The organism is Pseudomonas sp. ADAK7 (assembly GCF_012935675.1).
Lineage (GTDB): Bacteria > Pseudomonadota > Gammaproteobacteria > Pseudomonadales > Pseudomonadaceae > Aquipseudomonas.
This window is the reverse complement of record NZ_CP052861.1, coordinates 2,711,317-2,730,494: the sequence shown is the minus strand read 5'-3', so window position 1 is coordinate 2,730,494 and position 19,178 is coordinate 2,711,317. Positions and strand designations below refer to the sequence as shown.

General features: G+C 58.0%; 24 protein-coding genes. 10 read left to right on the top strand and 14 right to left on the bottom strand.

Annotated elements, in window-relative coordinates:
- The first annotated feature begins 1 nt into the window (after window position 1).
- Window positions 2–532: a contact-dependent growth inhibition system immunity protein gene (locus HKK53_RS12755; RefSeq protein WP_078482018.1), complete on the top strand. Its 531-nt coding sequence runs from the start codon at window positions 2–4 to the stop codon at window positions 530–532.
- Between the two features lie 58 nt (window positions 533–590).
- Here HKK53_RS12755 and HKK53_RS32640 read toward each other — a convergent pair whose 3' ends face one another.
- Window positions 591–866 (bottom strand): transposase, encoded by a 276-nt coding sequence (locus HKK53_RS32640; RefSeq protein ID WP_237150780.1) that lies wholly within the window; start codon window positions 864–866, stop codon window positions 591–593.
- The gene (locus HKK53_RS12750; RefSeq protein WP_237150779.1) at window positions 863–1,402 is read right to left on the bottom strand and encodes an IS110 family transposase; all 540 of its coding nucleotides are present in this window, start codon (window positions 1,400–1,402) and stop codon (window positions 863–865) included. The genes HKK53_RS32640 and HKK53_RS12750 overlap by 4 nt, the downstream gene beginning before the upstream one ends.
- A 201-nt stretch (window positions 1,403–1,603) precedes the next feature.
- On the opposite strand from HKK53_RS12750, the gene HKK53_RS12745 reads away from it, so the two are divergent.
- Window positions 1,604–2,062: a hypothetical protein gene (locus tag HKK53_RS12745; protein WP_169371106.1), complete on the top strand. Its 459-nt coding sequence runs from the start codon at window positions 1,604–1,606 to the stop codon at window positions 2,060–2,062.
- Window positions 2,035–2,553: a hypothetical protein gene (locus HKK53_RS12740; protein ID WP_237150778.1), complete on the top strand. Its 519-nt coding sequence runs from the start codon at window positions 2,035–2,037 to the stop codon at window positions 2,551–2,553. Before HKK53_RS12745 ends, HKK53_RS12740 begins: the two co-directional genes overlap by 28 nt.
- Window positions 2,554–2,750: 197 nt before the next feature.
- Here the strand turns inward: HKK53_RS12740 and HKK53_RS12735 are convergent, their stop codons facing one another.
- Window positions 2,751–3,491 (bottom strand): SDR family oxidoreductase, encoded by a 741-nt coding sequence (locus tag HKK53_RS12735; protein WP_169371105.1) that lies wholly within the window; start codon window positions 3,489–3,491, stop codon window positions 2,751–2,753.
- Window positions 3,492–3,594: 103 nt separating this feature from the next.
- Here HKK53_RS12735 and HKK53_RS12730 point away from each other — a divergent pair, with 103 nt between their 5' ends.
- A complete protein-coding gene (locus tag HKK53_RS12730; RefSeq protein WP_169371104.1) occupies window positions 3,595–4,500 on the top strand; it encodes a LysR family transcriptional regulator in 906 nt (301 codons plus the stop codon).
- A 15-nt stretch (window positions 4,501–4,515) separates the two neighbouring features.
- Here the strand turns inward: HKK53_RS12730 and HKK53_RS12725 are convergent, their stop codons facing one another.
- Window positions 4,516–5,250: a DUF899 domain-containing protein gene (locus HKK53_RS12725; protein ID WP_169371103.1), complete on the bottom strand. Its 735-nt coding sequence runs from the start codon at window positions 5,248–5,250 to the stop codon at window positions 4,516–4,518.
- 177 nt (window positions 5,251–5,427) lie between these two features.
- On the opposite strand from HKK53_RS12725, the gene HKK53_RS12720 reads away from it, so the two are divergent.
- Window positions 5,428–5,817, top strand: a complete 390-nt coding sequence (locus tag HKK53_RS12720) for a transcriptional regulator (protein ID WP_169371102.1) — start codon at window positions 5,428–5,430, stop codon at window positions 5,815–5,817.
- A gap of 93 nt (window positions 5,818–5,910) precedes the next feature.
- Here the strand turns inward: HKK53_RS12720 and HKK53_RS12715 are convergent, their stop codons facing one another.
- The 3 genes from HKK53_RS12715 to HKK53_RS12705 all read right to left on the bottom strand — a co-directional run bounded on the left by HKK53_RS12715 (window position 5,911) and on the right by HKK53_RS12705 (window position 7,976).
- Window positions 5,911–6,780, bottom strand: coding sequence for a DUF6279 family lipoprotein (locus tag HKK53_RS12715; RefSeq protein WP_169371101.1), 870 nt, complete (start codon window positions 6,778–6,780; stop codon window positions 5,911–5,913).
- An 80-nt stretch (window positions 6,781–6,860) separates the two neighbouring features.
- Window positions 6,861–7,580: a TorF family putative porin gene (locus tag HKK53_RS12710; RefSeq protein WP_169371100.1), complete on the bottom strand. Its 720-nt coding sequence runs from the start codon at window positions 7,578–7,580 to the stop codon at window positions 6,861–6,863.
- 207 nt (window positions 7,581–7,787) lie between these two features.
- Window positions 7,788–7,976, bottom strand: a complete 189-nt coding sequence (locus tag HKK53_RS12705) for a hypothetical protein (RefSeq protein ID WP_017337097.1) — start codon at window positions 7,974–7,976, stop codon at window positions 7,788–7,790.
- Between the two features lie 352 nt (window positions 7,977–8,328).
- Between HKK53_RS12705 and HKK53_RS12700 the strand changes: the two genes are divergently transcribed.
- The 3 genes from HKK53_RS12700 to HKK53_RS12690 all read left to right on the top strand — a co-directional run bounded on the left by HKK53_RS12700 (window position 8,329) and on the right by HKK53_RS12690 (window position 10,739).
- Window positions 8,329–9,165, top strand: coding sequence for a CvfB family protein (locus HKK53_RS12700; RefSeq protein WP_054049140.1), 837 nt, complete (start codon window positions 8,329–8,331; stop codon window positions 9,163–9,165).
- A gap of 65 nt (window positions 9,166–9,230) precedes the next feature.
- Entirely contained in the window at window positions 9,231–9,635 is a 405-nt protein-coding gene (locus tag HKK53_RS12695; protein WP_169371099.1) for a DUF2177 family protein, read from the top strand.
- Between the two features lie 171 nt (window positions 9,636–9,806).
- Window positions 9,807–10,739 (top strand): DMT family transporter, encoded by a 933-nt coding sequence (locus HKK53_RS12690; protein ID WP_169371098.1) that lies wholly within the window; start codon window positions 9,807–9,809, stop codon window positions 10,737–10,739.
- Here the strand turns inward: HKK53_RS12690 and HKK53_RS12685 are convergent.
- On the bottom strand, window positions 10,684–11,862 hold the full coding sequence (locus HKK53_RS12685; protein ID WP_169371097.1) for an MFS transporter: 1,179 nt from the start codon (window positions 11,860–11,862) through the stop codon (window positions 10,684–10,686). The genes HKK53_RS12690 and HKK53_RS12685 overlap by 56 nt on opposite strands.
- A gap of 103 nt (window positions 11,863–11,965) precedes the next feature.
- On the opposite strand from HKK53_RS12685, the gene ptrR reads away from it, so the two are divergent.
- Window positions 11,966–12,859, top strand: coding sequence for a putrescine utilization regulator PtrR (ptrR, locus tag HKK53_RS12680; protein WP_169371096.1), 894 nt, complete (start codon window positions 11,966–11,968; stop codon window positions 12,857–12,859).
- 138 nt (window positions 12,860–12,997) lie between these two features.
- Window positions 12,998–13,126 carry a PA1414 family protein gene (locus HKK53_RS32800; protein WP_003184145.1) on the top strand — a complete coding sequence of 43 codons (129 nt, stop codon included), beginning with the start codon at window positions 12,998–13,000 and terminating at the stop codon, window positions 13,124–13,126.
- Between the two features lie 195 nt (window positions 13,127–13,321).
- Here the strand turns inward: HKK53_RS32800 and HKK53_RS12675 are convergent, their stop codons facing one another.
- From HKK53_RS12675 to speB, 6 genes are all read right to left on the bottom strand, one after another.
- Window positions 13,322–13,573, bottom strand: coding sequence for an acyl carrier protein (locus tag HKK53_RS12675; protein WP_169371095.1), 252 nt, complete (start codon window positions 13,571–13,573; stop codon window positions 13,322–13,324).
- Window positions 13,574–13,627: 54 nt separating this feature from the next.
- On the bottom strand, window positions 13,628–14,353 hold the full coding sequence (locus tag HKK53_RS12670; protein WP_169371094.1) for an MBL fold metallo-hydrolase: 726 nt from the start codon (window positions 14,351–14,353) through the stop codon (window positions 13,628–13,630).
- 85 nt (window positions 14,354–14,438) lie between these two features.
- Entirely contained in the window at window positions 14,439–15,818 is a 1,380-nt protein-coding gene (locus HKK53_RS12665) for a sodium:solute symporter (protein ID WP_169371093.1), read from the bottom strand.
- Between the two features lie 226 nt (window positions 15,819–16,044).
- A complete protein-coding gene (locus tag HKK53_RS12660) occupies window positions 16,045–17,562 on the bottom strand; it encodes a purine-cytosine permease family protein (RefSeq protein WP_169371092.1) in 1,518 nt (505 codons plus the stop codon).
- Between the two features lie 54 nt (window positions 17,563–17,616).
- A complete protein-coding gene (locus tag HKK53_RS12655; protein WP_169371091.1) occupies window positions 17,617–18,024 on the bottom strand; it encodes a YybH family protein in 408 nt (135 codons plus the stop codon).
- Window positions 18,025–18,033: 9 nt separating this feature from the next.
- Complete coding sequence (speB, locus tag HKK53_RS12650; protein WP_123406413.1) at window positions 18,034–18,984, bottom strand: agmatinase; 951 nt, start codon at window positions 18,982–18,984, stop codon at window positions 18,034–18,036.
- Between the last annotated feature and the right edge of the window lie 194 nt (window positions 18,985–19,178).

Sequence of the window (19,178 nt, the reverse complement as noted above, 5' to 3'; positions counted from 1 at the left end):
GATGAACGATGTCGTGAAAACAGCCTGGGCGGATGCAGGAGTCAATAAGGAATTTATTTACGTTAAAACTTATTCTGGCTATCGGAGTAGTCGAGCTGATCCACAGGGTGTCGAGCATCACGCCAGCCCTGAAATCAGTGATCAAGAGTTAGGTGTTGTGGTATTGGATGCGTTGGCCCATAGCCGATTTGTGCTTCCCGAGCCGCGTAAGGATGTTTGGATTCATCCTGAAGCTACGTTTGATATGGATTTATACGACTACGACTTGACCAGTCAACGATATGATCAATGGGTTGGCAGTACTTTGGAGCGCTATAGCTACAAGAATAAGCGTGCATTATTTAAAGATATGAAAAAATGCAGTATCGAAAGTAAGGGGGACCAGATAACTATTCGTCCTAGCCATCACGAAAAGCTAGAAGCCTGGAGTGGTAAGGGACTAAGTGAGAGTGACTATGTCATTATCCCCAGCGGTAGTAGTCCTTCCGATGTAGGTGCGGCCTTACGCTTGGCTTTTAGTCGGTGCACCTAATGTGTAGAGGTTTCGAGTTGATCTGACACCGGCCTCGTGCCGGTGTTGTTTTATCTGCTTACTGCAAAACCTCCCGTCCTTCGCTGCTCGCTTTGGTCGTGGCCTGAGCGATGGAAGAAAAGGACGGATTTATTTGTTTGAAGTTACCGACCTGTGCGAAACGTTCTATGTCACCGGTTTCCAACATGATGACCGTTGCCCGTACTTCACCCACGCCGGGCATCGTCTTCAGCAACAAATATTCAGGTCGTAGTTTGGGTTGTTGCAGCAGTCGCGCTTCAAGTCCGGCGATTTGTGCCTCGAGCGTCTGGATAACCACCACATTGGCCTTCATCGCCAAAGCCACATCTGTTGGCAGGCCCAGCCTGTCAACAGATGTGGCGCAAAAGCCTTTGATTTCATTACAGCTGAAACCATGGCCGAACTGGCGTGCGGCGATGTTCTCGACCGCCAGAATGTGCTGAGTCCGACTGCGTACCAGTTGAATACGTTTTCGTGCCAAATCTCGCAGCGCACGTTCTTGCGGCGGGTGGATGTATCCGGTCGGTAGAATCCCGAGTCGCAGCGAATGCGCCAGGAAAGTCGCATCATCCTTGTCGTCTGATGCTTCAAACCGTCGTAGCGTTTCATCGCCACGGGGTGGGCCAGCTTGACCTCGAAGCCCGCCGCCTTAAGGCCATCGACCAACCAATACCAGTTGTAGGTGGACTCAACCACGACGCCAACCAGTTCAGCACGATGTGGTTCGAGCAGCGAAAGGATTGGCGTCAGCTCGTTGGGGCAGCGTCGACTGACCAGTACCCGATCCGTTTCGTCGGTAACCACCACAACACTGTTGTTCGAATGCAGGTCTATGCCACAGAATTTCATCACGGCCTCCTCAGCAAAAGTCTAAGTTCGCACCTTGAATTTTGCGCCACCTCCGTGAGGTGGGGAGGCCGGCCAGATGATTCTCAGATTTATTTGTTTGGCCGTGCAATGGATAGAAAATAAATCTGTCCCATTTTTCCCTGTGGAAGAGACCGTCACAAAGATTGTGGAAAGAAATCGTCAGACAGGAGTTATTAAGTAATGAGTTCTTGGCCGGATTTAGTCGCAGCGCTGTGTTTAGGTGAAAATGATGAGGCTGTCAAACAGGTTTTTTTGAAAATTAAGGAATCTCCGAAAATTTCGGAAACTCCAATAAGTTATAATGATCCACTTGGGAAAACAAGGTTCTATAAGTTTCTCAAGACGGGGTTGGAGTTTGGGTTTCGCTTGGAAAAGTTGAATCACGTGCATTTTTTTGTACAGAGTCACGAAGGGTGCTCGGCATACAACGGAGATATTTTCGGAAAAAAAGCGCAAGCCTGGAACCACCAAGAGATCGTTAATCAATTTGGTCATCCCCGCAAAGAAGGCGGAGGTAAGGTCGATATTCTTATTGGATATGTGCAACCTTGGGTTATTTACGATTTCGATCAATATAGTTTTCGTGTTGAGTTTACCGCAGACGGTGGCGTGTGGAAGGCGACTTTGATAGGGCATTAAGGCTATGTCTGGAAAAAAAGGGGACGGATTTATTTGTTTACCGTTTACCCTCTATACAAACCTTAAAGCAGGAAAGAAAAATGGTACTGAAGTTTTACTATGTTTACGGGGGGCGCCACGCTATTGCAGGGGAAGTGTTTTACCGGGGGGCGATGGTTTCTTCGGGAGAAAATGCACAGCGCTATGAACTGTATATATGCTCTGTGCTGGACGCTATTGCCCAGATCCAAGAAGATTGCGATCAATTGCTTAACTATATTGCATCTGTCGAAAACGGCTCGGAAAGGTCTGTCGAAACAGGCGGGAACGATGTTGTTCTGACCATGGACGCCTCAGGTGTACAAGTCGATATCCGCATCAACGACGATTGGAATGGACAGCCCGAGGGAAAATTTACCCTACAGGAGTGGCGTATCGTCCTAGAACAGTGGAGGTGTTTTCTGGGGTTGCCTGAGTCGTTAGATTCAGTAGTTACAGTGAAACTACCGTGAGAAAAATTAACAGCGGAAAGACGTGGGGATTGGTTTATGGCTAAGGAGGGCGGGAGAAAGACCCATAAAAGGAACGATAAAAGGGGGCGATTTATTTGTTTGGCTGTTCAATCGTCAGAAAATAAATCTGTCCCCTTTTTTTGGTCCCCTTTTTTTGGGTGTCCCCTTTTTTTTAGAAGGTGCGGGTTCTACGGTGCTCACCGCATCATCAACCCCCCATCCACCGCGTACTGGCTGCCAGTAACATAAGCCGCATCATCTGAAAGCAAAAATAGCGCCACTGCCGCCGCTTCGCTCGCCGTTCCCATGCGTTTCAATGCCAGCCGGTTTACAACGCCTTCCTCAAATTCCTTGCGCATGTGCTCCAGCATAAAACTCCGAAATGGGCTTTCTATAGGCCCCGGCACTAACACATTAACCCTGATACCACGCTCACCCATCGCTGCCGCAAAACAGCGCGCCATGGATACCAGCGCACCTTTGCTGGCCGCATAAACACTCGCCAGGGGCGCGGCTTCATAGGCAGAAGTAGATGAAGTGAGGACAACCGAGGCGCCTGGGTTCAGCAGGTTTGTCAGGCTGGCGATTTGCAGCATCGGCCCTCGGGCGTTGGCGTTCATCATGCGGTCGAAAAACTCGAAGCGGGTGTCCTCGATCCCTGCGACTCGCGCATAGCCGGCGTTCAGCCATAGTCCATCGAGCCCGCCCAACGTTGCGACGGTGTTGGCCAGTTCTTCGGCTGCTGTCGGTTGTGAAGCGTCGTTCTGGAACACCAGGGCCCCGGCAGGTAGCTTCCGTCGGGCATCATCCAAATGCGCCCGGCTGAGCCCTGTCACTGCCACTGTTCCGCCTTCTTCCACAATACGGATAGCCCCCGCCAGCCCGATGCCGCTGGTGCCCCCAGTGATCAGAATGCGTTTTCCGGTAAATCTGCCCATCCGTCGTCTCCTTGCCGTTTTGGACTCCAATCCAGTATTACGCCAAGGGATTGCTTTGATAATGCGTTAGTATCGGGACGACTTATTAAGGAAACCATACATAATGCGAGGCAGTGAATACGCCCAGCTTCGGGCCTTTGTCGCGGTGGTCGAGCACGGCAGTTTCGTGCGGGCGGCGGCTCATTTGGGGATGTCGGCGTCGGCGCTGAGCCAGACCATCCGCCAACTGGAAGAGCGGTTGGACGTGCGCTTGCTCAACCGCACCACCCGCAGTGTGTCGCCGAGCGATGCCGGTGCGCGGCTGTTGTTGCGCCTGCAACCGGCGCTCAATGAGGTGGACGCGGCTCTGGCCGGGGTTACGCAAGCGCCGGGTACGCCCAGCGGCCGGCTACGCATCAATGCGCCAAGGATCGCTGCGATTCATTACCTGGCGCCGCTAATTGGTCCGTTCCTCAATACCTATCCTGGCGTGAGCCTCGACATCGTTACCGACGAACGTTTGGTGGACATGGTGGCGGGCGGCTTCGATGTCGGCATCCGGCTCGGTGAAAGCCTCGATCAGGACATGATCGCCGTGGAGTTGAGCGGGCACCTGGAAATGATGGTCGTGGCCTCACCGGCGTACCTCGAGCAATTCGGCACGCCGCACACGCCTCATGATTTGGGTGAGCATCAGTGCCTGTCCTATCGCTGGCCCACCGATGGCAGCCTTTATCGCTGGGAGTTCGAGCGTGCGGGTGAACGCCTCGCGATCTCGGTCAACGGTCCGCTGGTGGTCACCGAACCGGAAATGCTCACCCGTGTGACGCTTGAGGGCGCTGGTATTGCGTACCTGTTCGAGCATCAGGTTCGGGAGCACATCAGCGCTGGCCGGTTGGTCCATCTGTTGCAGGACTGGACGCCGGCCTTTCCCGGTTTTTACCTTTACTACCCGAGTCAACGGCAGATGGCGCCAGCGCTGCGGGCGTTTCTGGATTTTGTGAAAAAGCCGATGCCACCGGATTCCTGAGATTGTCTGTGGGAGCTATCCCCCATGACAGCAACTGGACGCCCCCCCGTCTTCATATTTGTCGTGATGCTTCACCCACTCCATGATTTCCTCTTCATTGCGGCCCTTGGGTGTCAGGTCAAGGTAGTTGTAGGCGCCGACCAGCATGTCCAGACCCCGTTCGTAGGTGGAGTAGGTGTGGAAAATGTCGCCGGCTTCGTTGCGATAAAACACGCTGAGGCCGGGGAGTTCTTCTTCGGGCCAATCGGATTTTTCGTAGTTGTAGGTAGCCGTTCCGGCGGCGAGGTCTTCGGCTCGGGCCGACACGCCAAAGTCGTAGTTGAAATCGCAACCTTCCGACGATACCCAATCAAATTTCCAGCCCATGCGCCGCTTGAAGGCCTGGAATTCGGCCAATGGTGCGTGGGAAACCGCCACCACCGCCACGTCATGGTGAGCGAGGTGCTGGTTGGCGCCGTCGATGTGGTCGGAGAGGAACGAGCAGCCGGGGCAACCCTCGTCCCAGCCTTTGGCGAACATGAAGTGATAGATGACGAGTTGGCTGTGGTCGCCGAACAGGTCGGCCAGTTTCAGTTCGCCGTTTGGGCCCTGGAAGCGGTAGTCCTTGTCGATCTTCACCCAGGGCAGGGCGCGGCGTTCGGCGCTGAGTTTGTCGCGCTCTTTGGTGAAGGCTTTTTCGTGGGCCAGGTGTTGCTTGCGGGCAGCGAGCCATTCTTCTCGCGATACGACGGGATGATTCTGAATGTTCATCGGATTTCTCCTGCGCAGTGCTGGGGAGGTCACTTACACCGATTAGTCGTTTGACCTGTGCAAAATTCGACATACCGCCGGTCAGCGCTGTTCAAAACCTCGGCTGAACGGCTGCCCGCCGCGCCGGTCACAACCTATGAAGGCCATCTCACTCTCTGGCTTGGAGGTTGAATCAGGATGACAACTTATAACTGGGATTTGATTGAGCGCTTGCTCCACGAAGTGCAACACGGTGAAGGCAGCTACACGCCACGCGCCTATGCCGAGCAATACGCTGCGGAGAAGGCGTCCGAAGGCGAGCAGACTGAAAACCTGGACCATCTGAAAGCGGTGGCCGGCGAGTACGAAAAATTACTGCTGGAGCGCGGTTATATCGAGCCACGGCCCGAAGAGCAGGGCGGCTCTGGCTCAAACTACATATTGACGCCGCGGGGCTCGAGTCTGTTGAGCCTGATCGACAGCAGCATTCCGGGTAACGACCATCCACGGCAAGTGCTGGATGAACAGGCGGATGCGCTGGATGAAGTGACGTTTGATGAGGTGGCGTCGAAGGCGCAGATTGCTTAGATCGATAAAAGCATCGCGGGCAAGCCTTGCTCCTACAATTCACACGGACTGTAGGAGCAAGGCTTGCCCGCGATAAATCTCACTGTGCCGACGTTACTCCTGCTTCACCGCCTTCAAACATTTCAAATCGTTGAAATCCTTCCTGACCCCATCGATCTTCTTCAATAACCGCTCGCGTTGAGCCGGCGTGCTCTCGGCCATCAAATCCACCAGCAATCCGCGAGCCTGATCTTCGGTATTGGCGTAGGCCTGGCGGTAATCCGGTGTCCATAAACTCTCGCGATTGACCAGAAGCGTCTCGATTCGTTGTGGGAATTCTGGACTCTGGCGCTGCGCGACGGCCGCGCTGAACTGCTTCTGCCAATGCACGCGGTTGGCGATCCATTGCTGGTTTTGATCGCCCAGGGCGTTCGACCAGGCCATCACCCGTTGCTGCTGGGTGGGGCTGAGCGGGCCGAGCCAGTCGTTCAGGCGTTTGTCCATGCGCGCGCCACGATCCTTGATTTGCTGGTCGAGGGATGGTTTGAGGTAGTCCTCCTGGCGTTTACGCTGGTCCTTGGCGAAGGCGTCGTTCATCTCCGCTACTTGCTGGTCATTCAGCCCCTGCAACAACTCGATGGCCGACGGGGTGATTTCCCGGGCAGTCTGGGCGATGGCTTGCTTGGCTTCCTGAGTTCGGGCCTTGAGCGCGTCGTCGGTGACCTGATTGGTCTCGACCATGGTTTGCAAGCGGTCCAGCCAATCAAGGTAACCCGGCAGCTGGGTGGTGCAGTGCCAGCTCAGGTGTTCCTTGAGGCGTTCGTTGAACCAGCCTTTTTGCTCGCCGTTCATGTCCAGGTAGTCGCTGAGCGTCCACGGGATGATCACGTCGAGGTTGCGGTAGGCCAGGCCCACGCGGCTGCACGCGCCGAGGGCCAGAGTGATGGTGATGAGGATGGCAACGCGTTTAAACCAGCGCGACATGGGCGAGTCCTTGCGAAGGCCTGGCTTCTTCAATGTGATTGTCTATGTGAACGCAAGATAAGCCCGGCAGTTCAAGCCAATCAATAGAAGGCGCGTTCGGCCTTGAGGGTCACCAGCCCGTCGCACTGGCTGTTATGCCCGGAGTAGGCGGAGCAGTCGCTGCCGCTGAGGTTGGAGTCGCTGTAGATCAGGTCGAGGTCGACGCCCATGAACGCACGGGACAGTTGCAGCGACCAGTCGGTAAAACTGCCGACCATGCCACCGTCGACGGACACCGGCGCGTTGAGCTGGTGGGTGGTGTATTTCATGCTGATCCCGATGCCGAACGGCTGATTGCCGCCCAGATCGGCGAACACCGTGCTGTTCTGTTTATCCGAGTCGTTGCTGAAAGCGGCGCCGAAACGGCTGCCGAGAAAGGTCAGGCCACCGAACAGCTCCTGGCTATCGAGGGTGTCCACTTTCGGATAGCTGTAATGGATCATGCCGACTTCGTAGCCGAGGGTTCGGTCGAAAGGCTGTTTAAAGCCCATGTAGGAATCGATTTCGAGGTTGCTGCCCGGATTCAGCCCGGCGCTCGGTGACCATTGGCCTACGTAGAAGCCGCTGTCGTGGCTTAAGTCGAGGCCGCCGTGGAATGAGCCGGTGCTGGCAGGCTTGACCAGCCCCTGGGCCATGCTGCGGCTGGGGGTGGTGCCAAGCTTGAGGTCGAAGTCACCCAGTTCGCGCTGGAAGATTTGCGCGTGGGCGGCCGAGCACGACAAGAGCAGGCTGCCGAGCAAAAAGTGGGAGAATTTGAGCATGCGTCACTCCATGACAGCGAGGGAGCAGTCACCAAAAGTCTGCTGAAACGCTTAATCTAGACGTGTGCAAGCATACCGGCGAATGCTCGGCATCGAAGGCCGTTCGTCGATTTCTGAAATATTGATGGGTTTTGCGGGGTGTGGCGGAAGGGTTCCAGTCCAAGCGCTTCGAAGCTCAAAGCGCTTACGGACCAGTTAAAGCAGGTATTACTTCTTGCCGAGCGTGATTTGCTTCGACGGGCCGAATGTCTGGCCGCTGACGCCTTTGGCAATTTGCTGAATCTCGCCGCCGGATTTGAGGAACGCAGCGATCTGGTTGTTGATCGATTCGCTGGTTTCAACGGCTGGAGCTGGCTTTGCTTTGCTGTTGGATGCTTTTACACGCATGGCGGCCATTAACCTGTAGAAAATTAACTTGGCCAGGCATCGTACAGGAAATACTTGACAATTGCTTGGCAAATATCCTCCTGAAATAACCGAGGCCATCACTCGATTATTCACAAGTTGTTGTTCGAAATACCCGGCTAAGCTGCTGTTTTAAATAAGAAGACGCGCCGGGAGAAAGCCCATTTGGCGAAGCGGATGCTGGCCAAGGGCGCCGGATTCGTCTGACGAGCGGCCGGGAGCCTGCCGTGAAAACCCAGGAAAATGAAGGCCTTCGCAGGATTTTCGTGCGCCACCGGGCTGGCTGGCGAACGCTGCCCGCAAAACCGGGTAGAATGCCGCCCACGCAATGAGGGTATTGGAAATGGCTTTAGTCGGGCGCTACAACAGTTTGCAAGTGGTTAAACACACTAACTTCGGTTTATATCTGGACGGTGGCGCGGATGGCGAAATTCTTTTGCCTAATCGTTATATCCCTAAAGATATTCCCAGCGAAGATGAAGATTGGCTCAACGTTTTTGTTTATCTGGACAGCGATGACAAACTCATCGCAACTACCGAAACGCCGAAAGTTCAGGTCGGTGAATTCGCCAGTTTGAAAGTCGTTGAAGTCAACAGCATCGGCGTGTTCCTTGATTGGGGTCTGCCGAAGGATCTGTTGCTGCCGTACTCCGAAGAAAAGCGCCAGATGACCGCCGGCGAGTACGTCGTGGTGCACGTTTACCTCGACAAACACACCCGCCGTATCACCGCGACCGCGCGTCTGGACCGCTACCTGGACAAGACTCCGGCCAACTACACCCCGGGCCAGGAAGTTGATTTGCTGGTGGCCGAAGCAACTGACATGGGCTTCAAGGCGATCATCAACAACAAGCATTGGGGCTTGATCCACAAGAACGAAATCTTCAAGTTCATGCGCGCCGGTAAAGAAGAGAAGGGCTTTATCAAAGAAGTCCGTACCGACGGCAAGATCAGCCTGAGCCTGCAACCGGTCGGCGAAGAAGCCGCCACCAGCCTGAACTCGAAGATCCTCGCCAAGTTGCGCGACAACAACGGCACCCTGCCGATCAGCGACAAGAGCGATCCGACCCTGATCAGCAGCATGTTCGGCGTCAGCAAGGGCAACTTCAAGAAGGCCATCGGCGCGTTGTACAAGAATGGCCAAATTGTCATTCATGCCGATCGCATTGAACTAAGCTGACCGCTCGCCGGCCCATGTAGGGGCAGCCTTCGGCAGCTCGCGAAGTTCACATGAGGCCGGATATCATGAAAAAGGCGTGGTTCGCTTACGTCAGCACCTTGCTGGCGTTTCTCCTGCTCGACGGCCTCTGGCTCGGCGTGTTGATGGCGCCGACCTACAGCGCGCTGCTCGGCCCCTTGATGCTCGATCAACCGCTGCTGGCCCCGGCAGCGGTGTTCTATCTCCTTTATGTCTTCGGTTGTGTGGTGTTCGTGGTGTTGCCGGCCCTGAGCTGGCAGCGGGCCGCGCGCCTGGGGGCGTTGTTGGGGGTGGTGGCTTATGGCACTTATGACTTGAGCAACTGGGCGACGCTGCAGGGATGGTCGGCGCAGTTGGCATTGATGGATATGGCATGGGGCACTTTTGCGACGTGCGTGAGCTGTTCCGTCGGTTATTTTGTGGCGAACAAGCTGACGAAGGCCAAGCTATAGCAACCGGCAGCGCTGATGACGCAATCGGGAATCCAGACGTCCACTTCAGGCGGCATTTTCTGGCCAACTGGTTAATAATCGACAACCTGATTTTTCGCCCCCGACCCTGAGTCGAGGCTTTGCTTTTTACGGTCGAGTCACTGCCATGGATTGTGTTTTCGAGGTGTTCCGGTGAGCGCCTCCCGGCGTAGCGCCGATGGGTTTGCCCTGCAAGTGATGCTCGGGCTGTGCCTGATCTGGGGCGTGCAGCAAGTGATGATCAAATGGGCGGCACCCGACATCGCGCCGGTCATGCAAGCCGCCGGGCGTTCGGGTATTTCGGCTTTGCTTGTAGGACTTCTCATCTGCTGGAAGGGCGGTTGGGATCAGGTCAGCCATACGTGGCGCGGCGGACTACTGGCCGGTGCGCTGTTTGGCCTGGAGTTCTTCTTCATTTCCGAAGGCCTGCAACTGACTACCGCAGCGCACATGTCAGTGTTTCTCTACACCGCGCCGATCTTTACCGCGTTGGGCGTGCATTGGCTGTTGCCGAGCGAACGTTTAAGACCGGTGCAATGGCTGGGGATTTTTCTCGCGTTTGTCGGGATCGCCATCGCGTTTGCCGGCGGTGTGTCCTGGGACAATCTTGATCACCGCATGTTGATGGGCGATGCGTTGGGCGTATTGGCCGGCGCTTCGTGGGGTGCGACCACCGTAGTGGTGCGCGCCTCGCGCCTGTCGGAAGCGCCCGTGACCCTGACCCTGTTCTATCAACTGATCGTCGGTTTCGTCGGCCTGTTGCTGATCGCGGTCCTTAGCGGCCAGGTCACCCATGTCAGCCTGACCACCGTCGCGGTGGCCAGCGTGCTGTTCCAGGGTTTGGTGGTGTCGTTCTTCAGTTACCTGACCTGGTTCTGGTTGTTGCGCCGCTATCTGGCGGCGAACCTGGCGGTGTTTTCGTTCATGACGCCACTGTTCGGCGTGACATTTGGCGTGGTGTTGCTGGGTGAAGACCTGAGCCTCAACTTCGTGATCGGCGCCGTGCTGGTGTTGCTCGGCATCACCTTTGTCAGCGCTGAGCAATGGGTGCGCCGTCGTCTGCGCAAAGCCCTCGGCCAGCAGTGAGCGGGCTCAGCAGCAAACCGCCGGCGATCAGCAAACCGCTGCCGGCGACTATCAGCGCAGGCTGCAAACCGCCACTGAAATGGCTGCTTGATGCGGCCAGTAACGGCCCGGCAAGTTGACCAACCGCGAAGCACGCGGTCAGCAGCCCGGCGTTGCGCTGGGTGGCGTGGGGCGCCAGTTCCCGGGAGCGTTGCATCACCAATTGCATGCAGGCCAGGAATGGCGTGCCGCAGAGGAGCACGCCCAACGCCAGGCCCGGGCCGCTGCCCAGCAAACAGGCGAAGACCCCGGCGGCTTGCAGCCATAAGGTCGCGATCAGCCAATGGCGCGTGGCGTTCAGGGTGTGTCGACGCAAACTCACCAGCAGCACCCCGATCGCAGCCGCGAGACCGAAGCATGGCCAGAACAGATCCGCCATCCATTGCCCGTGGAACTGCGCGTTGGCCATTTGCGAGAGGAATGTGGCCGGGATGATGTAGCCCAAGCCGTACAAGCCGTAAATCACGCTTAAACGGCCGATGCCCTGGTTGCCCGATGACGTAACGGTCGGCGCTGCAACCGAGGCAGTCGGCTGTGGCAGGAACGGCAGAATCCCCAGCAACATCACCAGCGCGACAGCGGCATACACCAGCCACAAGGTCGCGGAAGTTTGTCCCAGCAGGTGTGAGCCCAAGGCCAACAACCCCGTCAGAAAAATCCCCAAACCCGGTCCGGCAAACACCAGCGCGCCAAGCCGTGGACGACCGACTGCGGCTGCAAGTGGCTGGCTCAACGCAGTAATCATCACCAGCACCCAGGCGCTGGCCACGCCAGTGCCGAAGCGCAGCAGTAGATGGGACCAGAAGCCATTGGCCCAGAACGATGCCAGGGTCAGCAGCACACAGAGCCACAAGCCACCCAACAGGCGCAGACGAACATGGTGATGGCGGCGGGCAAACATCGCGTCCACCGCACCGACGAAGTAACCGAGGTAGTTTGCCGCCGCAATCAGACCAGCGGCAGTCAAGTCGATCTGACCTTCGCTGAGCAGGTGCGGCAGTTGCGGCGTCAGGGCGAAACGCCCAATGCCCATGGCCATCATCAGGGCGATGAAACTGGCGGTTAAGCGAATCAGCGGCGACATGGCCCGAACTCCAGCAATGGAACAATGACCGTCAGGCTAGGACTGATTGACTTTCTTTAAAAATGAATAATAGTGAGTAACTTGTTCTGTATAGGAGAAAGGTGTGGAATTCAGCCAATTGCGGATCTTCCAGGCCGTCGCGCAAGAGGGCTCCATTACCCGAGCGGCCGAACGCCTGCACCGGGTGCCGTCGAACCTGTCGACCCGGCTGAAACAGCTGGAAGAGCAACTCGGTGTCGAACTTTTCCTGCGTGAACGTCAGCGTTTGCAGTTATCGCCTGCGGGAAAAGTCCTGCTGGACTACACCGCCAAGCTGTTCGCGCTGCACGACGAAGCCAGCGCGGCGGTGCAGGGCGGGCAACCGGCCGGCGACTTCGTGCTCGGCACCATGTACAGCACGGCCGCTATCCACCTTCCAGGCTTGCTGGCGCGCTATCACCGCACGTACCCGGCGGTGAACCTGCAAGTGCAGTCCGGCCCCAGCGGTGAATTGCTTGAAGGCCTGCTCACCGGGCGCCTCGATGCCGCACTGGTGGACGGCCCGCTGGAGCTGGCTGGCCTCGATGGCGTGCCACTGTGCGACGAGCGGTTGGTGCTGATCAGCGAGGCCGGTCACCCGCCGATCCTCAGCGCACTGGATGTGCAAGGGCGCTCGGTGTTCACCTTTCGCCAGGGATGTTCCTACCGGATGCGCCTGGAAGCCTGGTTCGCCCATGACCACGCGGCGATGGGGCGGGCGATAGAGATCGAGTCCTATCCGGGGATGCTCGCCTGCGTGATCGCCGGCTCGGGTGTGGCACTGATGTCGGAGTCGATGCTCGCCAGCCTTCCGGGCCGTGAAAGCGTAGCGGTGCACCCGTTGGCCGAGCCGTTTGCCAGTGCCACCACTTGGCTGATGTGGCGCAAAGGCATGCTCGGGGCGAATTTGAATGCGTGGCTGGAACAGCAACAGATGGTCTATCCCGCGGTGCCGAGCCAGGCACTGGCGACGGCTTGAACTAACGGTCAGCTATTTTGATCCATTCAGTAACAGATCATTGCGATCTTGGGTGAGCATTGCGTAGGACTTCGGACTATTATCAGTGCGAAGTGGCTACAGAATTCCGCCACTCGGCACTACCCTGAAGGGGGCACCATGAAAGAGAAAATCCAAAACTGGCTGCACGATCTGGGTGTCGCACTCGGTTTGATCGAACCGCCTCTGCAACCTGTGCCTATTCGCACTGACGACGAACAGCGCCGACGCCAGCCGCGCCGCCGGTAACGAAGTGGCCGTAGTCGCCGCCGAGCAGTGCGTGTAGCAGCTGTCGAGCACCGCGAGGCAGCGTTCGGCTGCAAAGCAGCCGTAAACCCTGCGTGCATAATTTTCCTGATACACCGAGCCGGTTGATCTCACGACGACTTCGTCGCCGAACGCTGCCTCGCGGTGCTCGACAGCTGCTACAAGAGCTGCGTTAATTCAATCCCGCCCAATCCTCACCAAAAACCGACTCAAATCTTCCGCCGTCCTGGCGTTCTTGAGCATCTGGTCTTCCTCCGCCGTAAACGCCGTCAACCCCAACTCATCTTCCAAGTGAAAGATCAGCTCTTCGATATCCTCTTTATCCAACCCCAACTGCGCCAGGCTGGTGTTGGCGTCGAAGTCATCCCGTCCTTCCAGCAGGCGGCTGATAAAGCGGTGCACGGCAGCACGAACGGCGGCTCTTTTCATTGTCGTTCTTCGCGGGCGTTATTGTTGTTGTCCCTGGGCTGAGTACAGCAGGCTTCAGCCGTGGCAGCGCTGCCACTCGTCAATCATCGTGCGCAAATGCTCCCCGGAAAAACTGCCGAAATGCCCGCCATGCACCGTGCGGATCGGCAGCGCGCGCAAGCGTTGCAAACTGCGGGCGTAGTCGTCGAGGTTGGAGTGGTAGGCATCTTCGATCAACGGTCCGTCGTAGATGATGTCGCCGCTGAACAGGGTTTCGGTCGCGGCTTCATACAGGCTGATGCCGCCCGGCGAATGCCCCGGCGTGTGCAGCACTTGCAGCACGCGATCACCCAGGTCCAGCACATCACCTTCCTCAATCATCCCGGTGGCCGGCGCGGCTTTGACCCGGTATTCGGCGTAGCACAACGGGCAGTCCGGGTGCGCTTCGAACATCTCGTCGCCGACAAACGCCGTGCTCAAGGTGTTCTCGCCATCGGGCGCGGCGAGGATCTGCGCTTCAGCCGGATGCACCAGCCGTTCAGGGAATTCGTGATGCCCGGCGATGTGGTCGAAATGACAATGACTGGCCACCGCCACCAACGGTCGCTCGGTGATCCACGGCAATTGTTCGCGCAGGCTCACCAGCCCTGAGCCGCTGTCCAGCAGCAAGTCCTTGTCGCGGCCCTGGATGTGCCAGAGGTTGCAGCGGTAGAAGGGCCGAATGTAAGGCTCGTGAATCAGGCGAATGCCGTCGGCCAGGTTTTTCACTTCGAACCACTGATCGCGAGAAACAATCTTCATCAAAGGTTTTCTCCAGACGAAAAAAAACGGGTGTGGCAACCGACGCCACACCCGTCGAAGAAAGCATCAGTTCTTTATGGAAAGCTTAGATCGCGCTCGCCACCACTGCCGGGCGACGGGACAACAGGCTGACCAAGACAAAGCTCACCAGACCCACACCCAGGCTGTAGTAGATCGGCGTGTTGGCATCCAGACCATCCTTGAACATGAATACCAGCGCCGTGGCGAAGCCCATGCCCATGCTGGCGATGGCGCCAGCGGTGGTCGCGCGTTTCCAGAAGATCGCACCCATCAGCGGGATCAGCATGCCGCCCACCAACAGGTTGTAGGCCAGGGTCAGGGCGCTGATCACGTCATTCACAATCAGGGCGATGCCGAGTACGACAATGCCGGTCATCAGGGTGAACAGACGGTTGATGCGCAGGCTCGACTGTTTGCCGCCGCGCAGTTTCGGCAGCAGGTCTTCGGTCAGTGTAGTGGCAGCGGCGAGCAGGCCGGCGCTGGCGGTGGACATCATGGCGGCCAGTGCCGCAGCGATCACCAGGCCACGGATACCGTCCGGCAGGGACAGCTTAACGATGGCGGCGAAGGCGTTGTTGACGTTGTCCAGGTCCGGGATCAGCACGTGAGCGGCCATGCCGATCAGGGCGCAGGCCAGGCCGTAGAGGATGCAATAGAAACCGGCGAACGTACCGGCGTACTGCGCGACTTTGGCCGACTTGACGGTGAACACACGCTGCCAGATGTCCTGGCCGATCAGGATCCCGAAGAAGTAGATCATGAAGTAGGTGATGATGGTGTCCCAACCGATGGTGGTGAAGCTGAAGGCCGTCGCCGGCAGTTTCAGCACCAACTCGTCCCAACCACCGACGCGGTACAGGCAGATCGGCAACAGGATGAACATCAGGCCCACGGTCTTGATCACGAACTGGACGATGTCGGTCAGGGTCAGCGACCACATGCCGCCGATCGCCGAGTAGATCACCACCACGCCACCGCCGAGCAACACCGAAATCCAGAACGGCAGGCCGAACAGCACTTGCAGCACGGTGCCGATCGCCAGGATCGAGGTCACGCCGATCATCAGCGCGTACGCCAGCATGATCACCGCGCTCGCCGAGCGGGCCATCGGGTTGTAGCGTTTTTCCAGAACCTGGGTAACGGTGTAGATCTTCAGTTTCAACAGCGGTTTGGCGAGGAACAGGTTCAGCGCGACGATCCCGCAACCCAGGGCAGCACACAGCCAGAAACCGGAGATGCCATGGACGTAGCCCAGACGCACGGTGCCGACGGTGGACGCACCGCCCAGCACGGTGGCGGCCATGGTGCCCATGTACAGGCTCGGGCCGAGGTTACGACCGGCGACCAAAAAGTCTTCGTTGGTCTTGGCTTTGCGCATGCCGTAATAGCCGAGAATCAGCATCGCGGCGGCGTAGATGAGTACGACGAATAAATCCAATGCCATGATGGCGTGTCTCCGATTGTCTTTTTTATGGTGAGCTGAATTGCATTGCTATGATGGGGGTTTTGTGGCGAGGGAGCTTGCTCCCGCTGGGCTGCGAAGCAGCCCCAAACCCTGCAACCGAATTTCTGCTGAAGAAACTCAATCGCCTGTTTTGCGACTGCTGCGCAGTCGAGCGGGAGCAAGCTCCCTCGCCACAGGTATTCGCCCTATCAGCACGTTTTGTTTATCAGGCGGCTTGGCGCATCGCTGGTTTACCGAGCGAATCCGTGCCTTTGCTACGCGCATCCTGCGGGCCGAACACTTCCCGCGGTTCCGGAAACAGGCTCAGCAGCGCGAAGTACACCAGCGAGGCCAGGCCCAGGGTCACCGGCAGGCTGATGTCGATGCCGCCGGCCAAATTGCCCAGCACACCGACGAACTGCCCCGGCAGGTTCACGAAGCACAAACCCACCAGCGCACTCGGGATCCAGGCACCCAGGCCACGCCAGTTCCAGCCGTGGGTGAACCAGTAGCGGCCACCTTTTTCGCCGCGGGTGAACACTTGCAGGTCGTCCGGGCAGTAGAAGCCGCGACGCACCACCAGGCCGATGATCATGATCACCATCCATGGCGTGGTGCAGGTGATGATCAGCACGGCGAAGGTCGACACGCTCTGCACCAGGTTCGCTGCGAAGCGCCCGATGAAGATGAAGGCAATCGACATCACGCCGATCAACAGCGTTGCTTTGACCCGCGACAGCACTCGAGGGAACACGCTGGACATGTCCAGCCCGGTGCCATACAGCGACGTGGTGCCGGTGGACATGCCGCCGATCACTGCAATCAGACACACCGGCAGGAAGAACCAGCTCGGCGAAACCGCCAGCAGACCGCCGACATAGTTGTTGGCCGCGATGTAGTCCGGCGCCTTGATCGCCACGATGGTCGCGGTGGTCAGGCCGAACAGGAACGGGATGAACGTGGCAATCTGTGAGATCACCACCGCCGCCATGATCCGGCCTTTTGGCGTATCGCGAGGGATGTAGCGCGACCAGTCACCGAGGAACGCGCCGAAGGAAATCGGGTTGCTCATCGCCACCAATGCAGCGCCGATGAACGCGGCCCAGAACCCTGGTTGACCCATGCTGACGGTGCCGGCGAAGTTCACATCGAAAGGCCCGGCGAAGGCGAAGATGCCCAGCAGGAACAGCAGGCTGGCGCTCCACACCGCGATCTTGTTGACCCACAGCAGGAAGCGGAAACCGTAGATGCACACCGTCAGCACCAGGATCGCGAACAGACCGTAGGCCAGGCCCAACGTCAGGTCGGTTTCCGGCAGACCGATCAAGCGTTTCGCGCCACCAATCAACGCATCCCCCGAACTCCACACCGAGAGCGAGAAGAAGGCGATGGCGGTCAACAGCGACAGGAACGAACCGACGATCCGCCCGTGCACGCCGAAGTGCGCACCGGAAGACACGGCGTTATTGGTGCCATTGATCGGGCCGAACAGGCCCATCGGCGCGAGGATCAGCGAACCCAGCAACACGCCCAGCACAATCGCCCAGACACCGGCCTGGAATGACAGGCCGAACAGCACCGGGAAACTGCCGAGCACGGCGGTGGCAAAGGTGTTGGAACCGCCGAAAATCATGCGGAACAAGTCCGTCGGGCCTGCGGTACGTTCGCTGTCCGGGATCTGTTCGACCCCGTAGGTTTCAATGTGCGTAAGGCTTTGGTCTTTGTCTTTGTTGTTGTTATTCATGATCAGCTCCGATCATAAAGGCGCGCTCATCGTGTGTGAGCGTCACCTGTTTGGCTAAGGGGGTGGCAGCCCTTCCGGCATTGCGGACAAATGTTCGTGGCAGGCCAGCCATAGGCCTTGTTGTTGTCGGCGAAACACAATCGTCTCGCGCTCCTGGCTGAAGTGTTGCTCCCCTTGCATGCGCAGCTCGGTGGCCACGTCATGGATGAAAATCGCCACGTCACCTTGCAGGCTGACGAAGGCGTTGCTTGAGGTGCATGACAGCACCTCGAAGCCATCCTCGGAACGCCAGTTGTCCCACAACGCCTGGTAGGCGTCGCGCGACAGCAGGGGCTGTTCGAGGGTGTAGAACACGAAGCTGGCATCGGCGCTGAATGCGCCGAAGTAGGCTTCGCGATCGTTACGGGCGAAAGCAGTCACCAGATCGGCGGCGGCTTTCAAAACCTGATCGCGTTCGTTCATGACCAGTCCTCAGCGGTGGGCCACGCCAGGCAGTACGCAGAGCATTTCGTACAGCAGGTTGGCGGCCAGCAGCGAGGTGTTGCCGGTGGTGTCATAAGCGGGCGAGACTTCTACCAGATCGCAGCCGACCAGGTCGAGGCCTTGGCAGCCACGCACGATTTCAATCGCCTGAATGGTCGTCAGGCCACCGATTTCCGGGGTGCCGGTGCCAGGGGCCCAGGCCGGGTCGATGCCGTCGATGTCGAAACTCAGGTACACCGGACCGCCGCCAACTTTCTCGCGAACTTCGGCCATCAGCGGTGCCAGGGATTTGTGCCAGCACTCTTCGGCCTGAACCACGCGGAAGCCTTGTTTACGGCTCCAGTTGAAGTCTTCGGCGGTGTAACCCTGGGCGCGCAGGCCAATTTGCACCACGCGGTCCGGGTCGAGAAGACCTTCTTCGACGGCGCGACGGAAGGTGGTGCCGTGGGCGATTTTCTCGCCAAACATGTGATCGTTCACATCAGCGTGAGCGTCGATGTGCACCAGGCCCACCTTGCCGTGCTTTTTATGGATGGCACGCAGGATCGGCAGGGTGATGGTGTGGTCGCCGCCGAGGGTCAGCGGGATCACGTCGTGTTCGAGGATGTCGTGGTACGACTCTTCGATGATCCGCACGGCGTCCAGCAGGTTGAAGGTGTTGATCGCTACGTCGCCGATGTCGGCAACCGACAGCGAATCGAACGGCGCGGCGCCGGTGGCCATGTTGTACGGGCGGATCATTACCGATTCAGCGCGAATTTCGCGAGGTCCGAAACGGGTGCCGGGGCGCAGGGAGGTGCCGATGTCCAGCGGCACGCCAATGAAGGCAGCGTCCAGGCCGGCAGCGGTAGTCAGGTGGGGGAGTCGCATCATGGTGGCGATGCCGCCGAAGCGCGGCATTTCGTTGCCGCCCAGTGGTTGGTGAAGAATCTTGTCCACGGGTAAGGCCTCATCGTCGTTGTTTTATTTATGTCGGCGCGCCGTTCACGGGAGGGACGGGCACCGCTGTGGGCCGATCATGCGAAATGCAGTGGGCGGGAAGAATCGCTACGGGCAAATACTTAGTTCAGATTTTTCTAAACTAATGGCAAGTGCGGCGATAGACTCCTCCGCATGATCGTTCCCACGCTCTG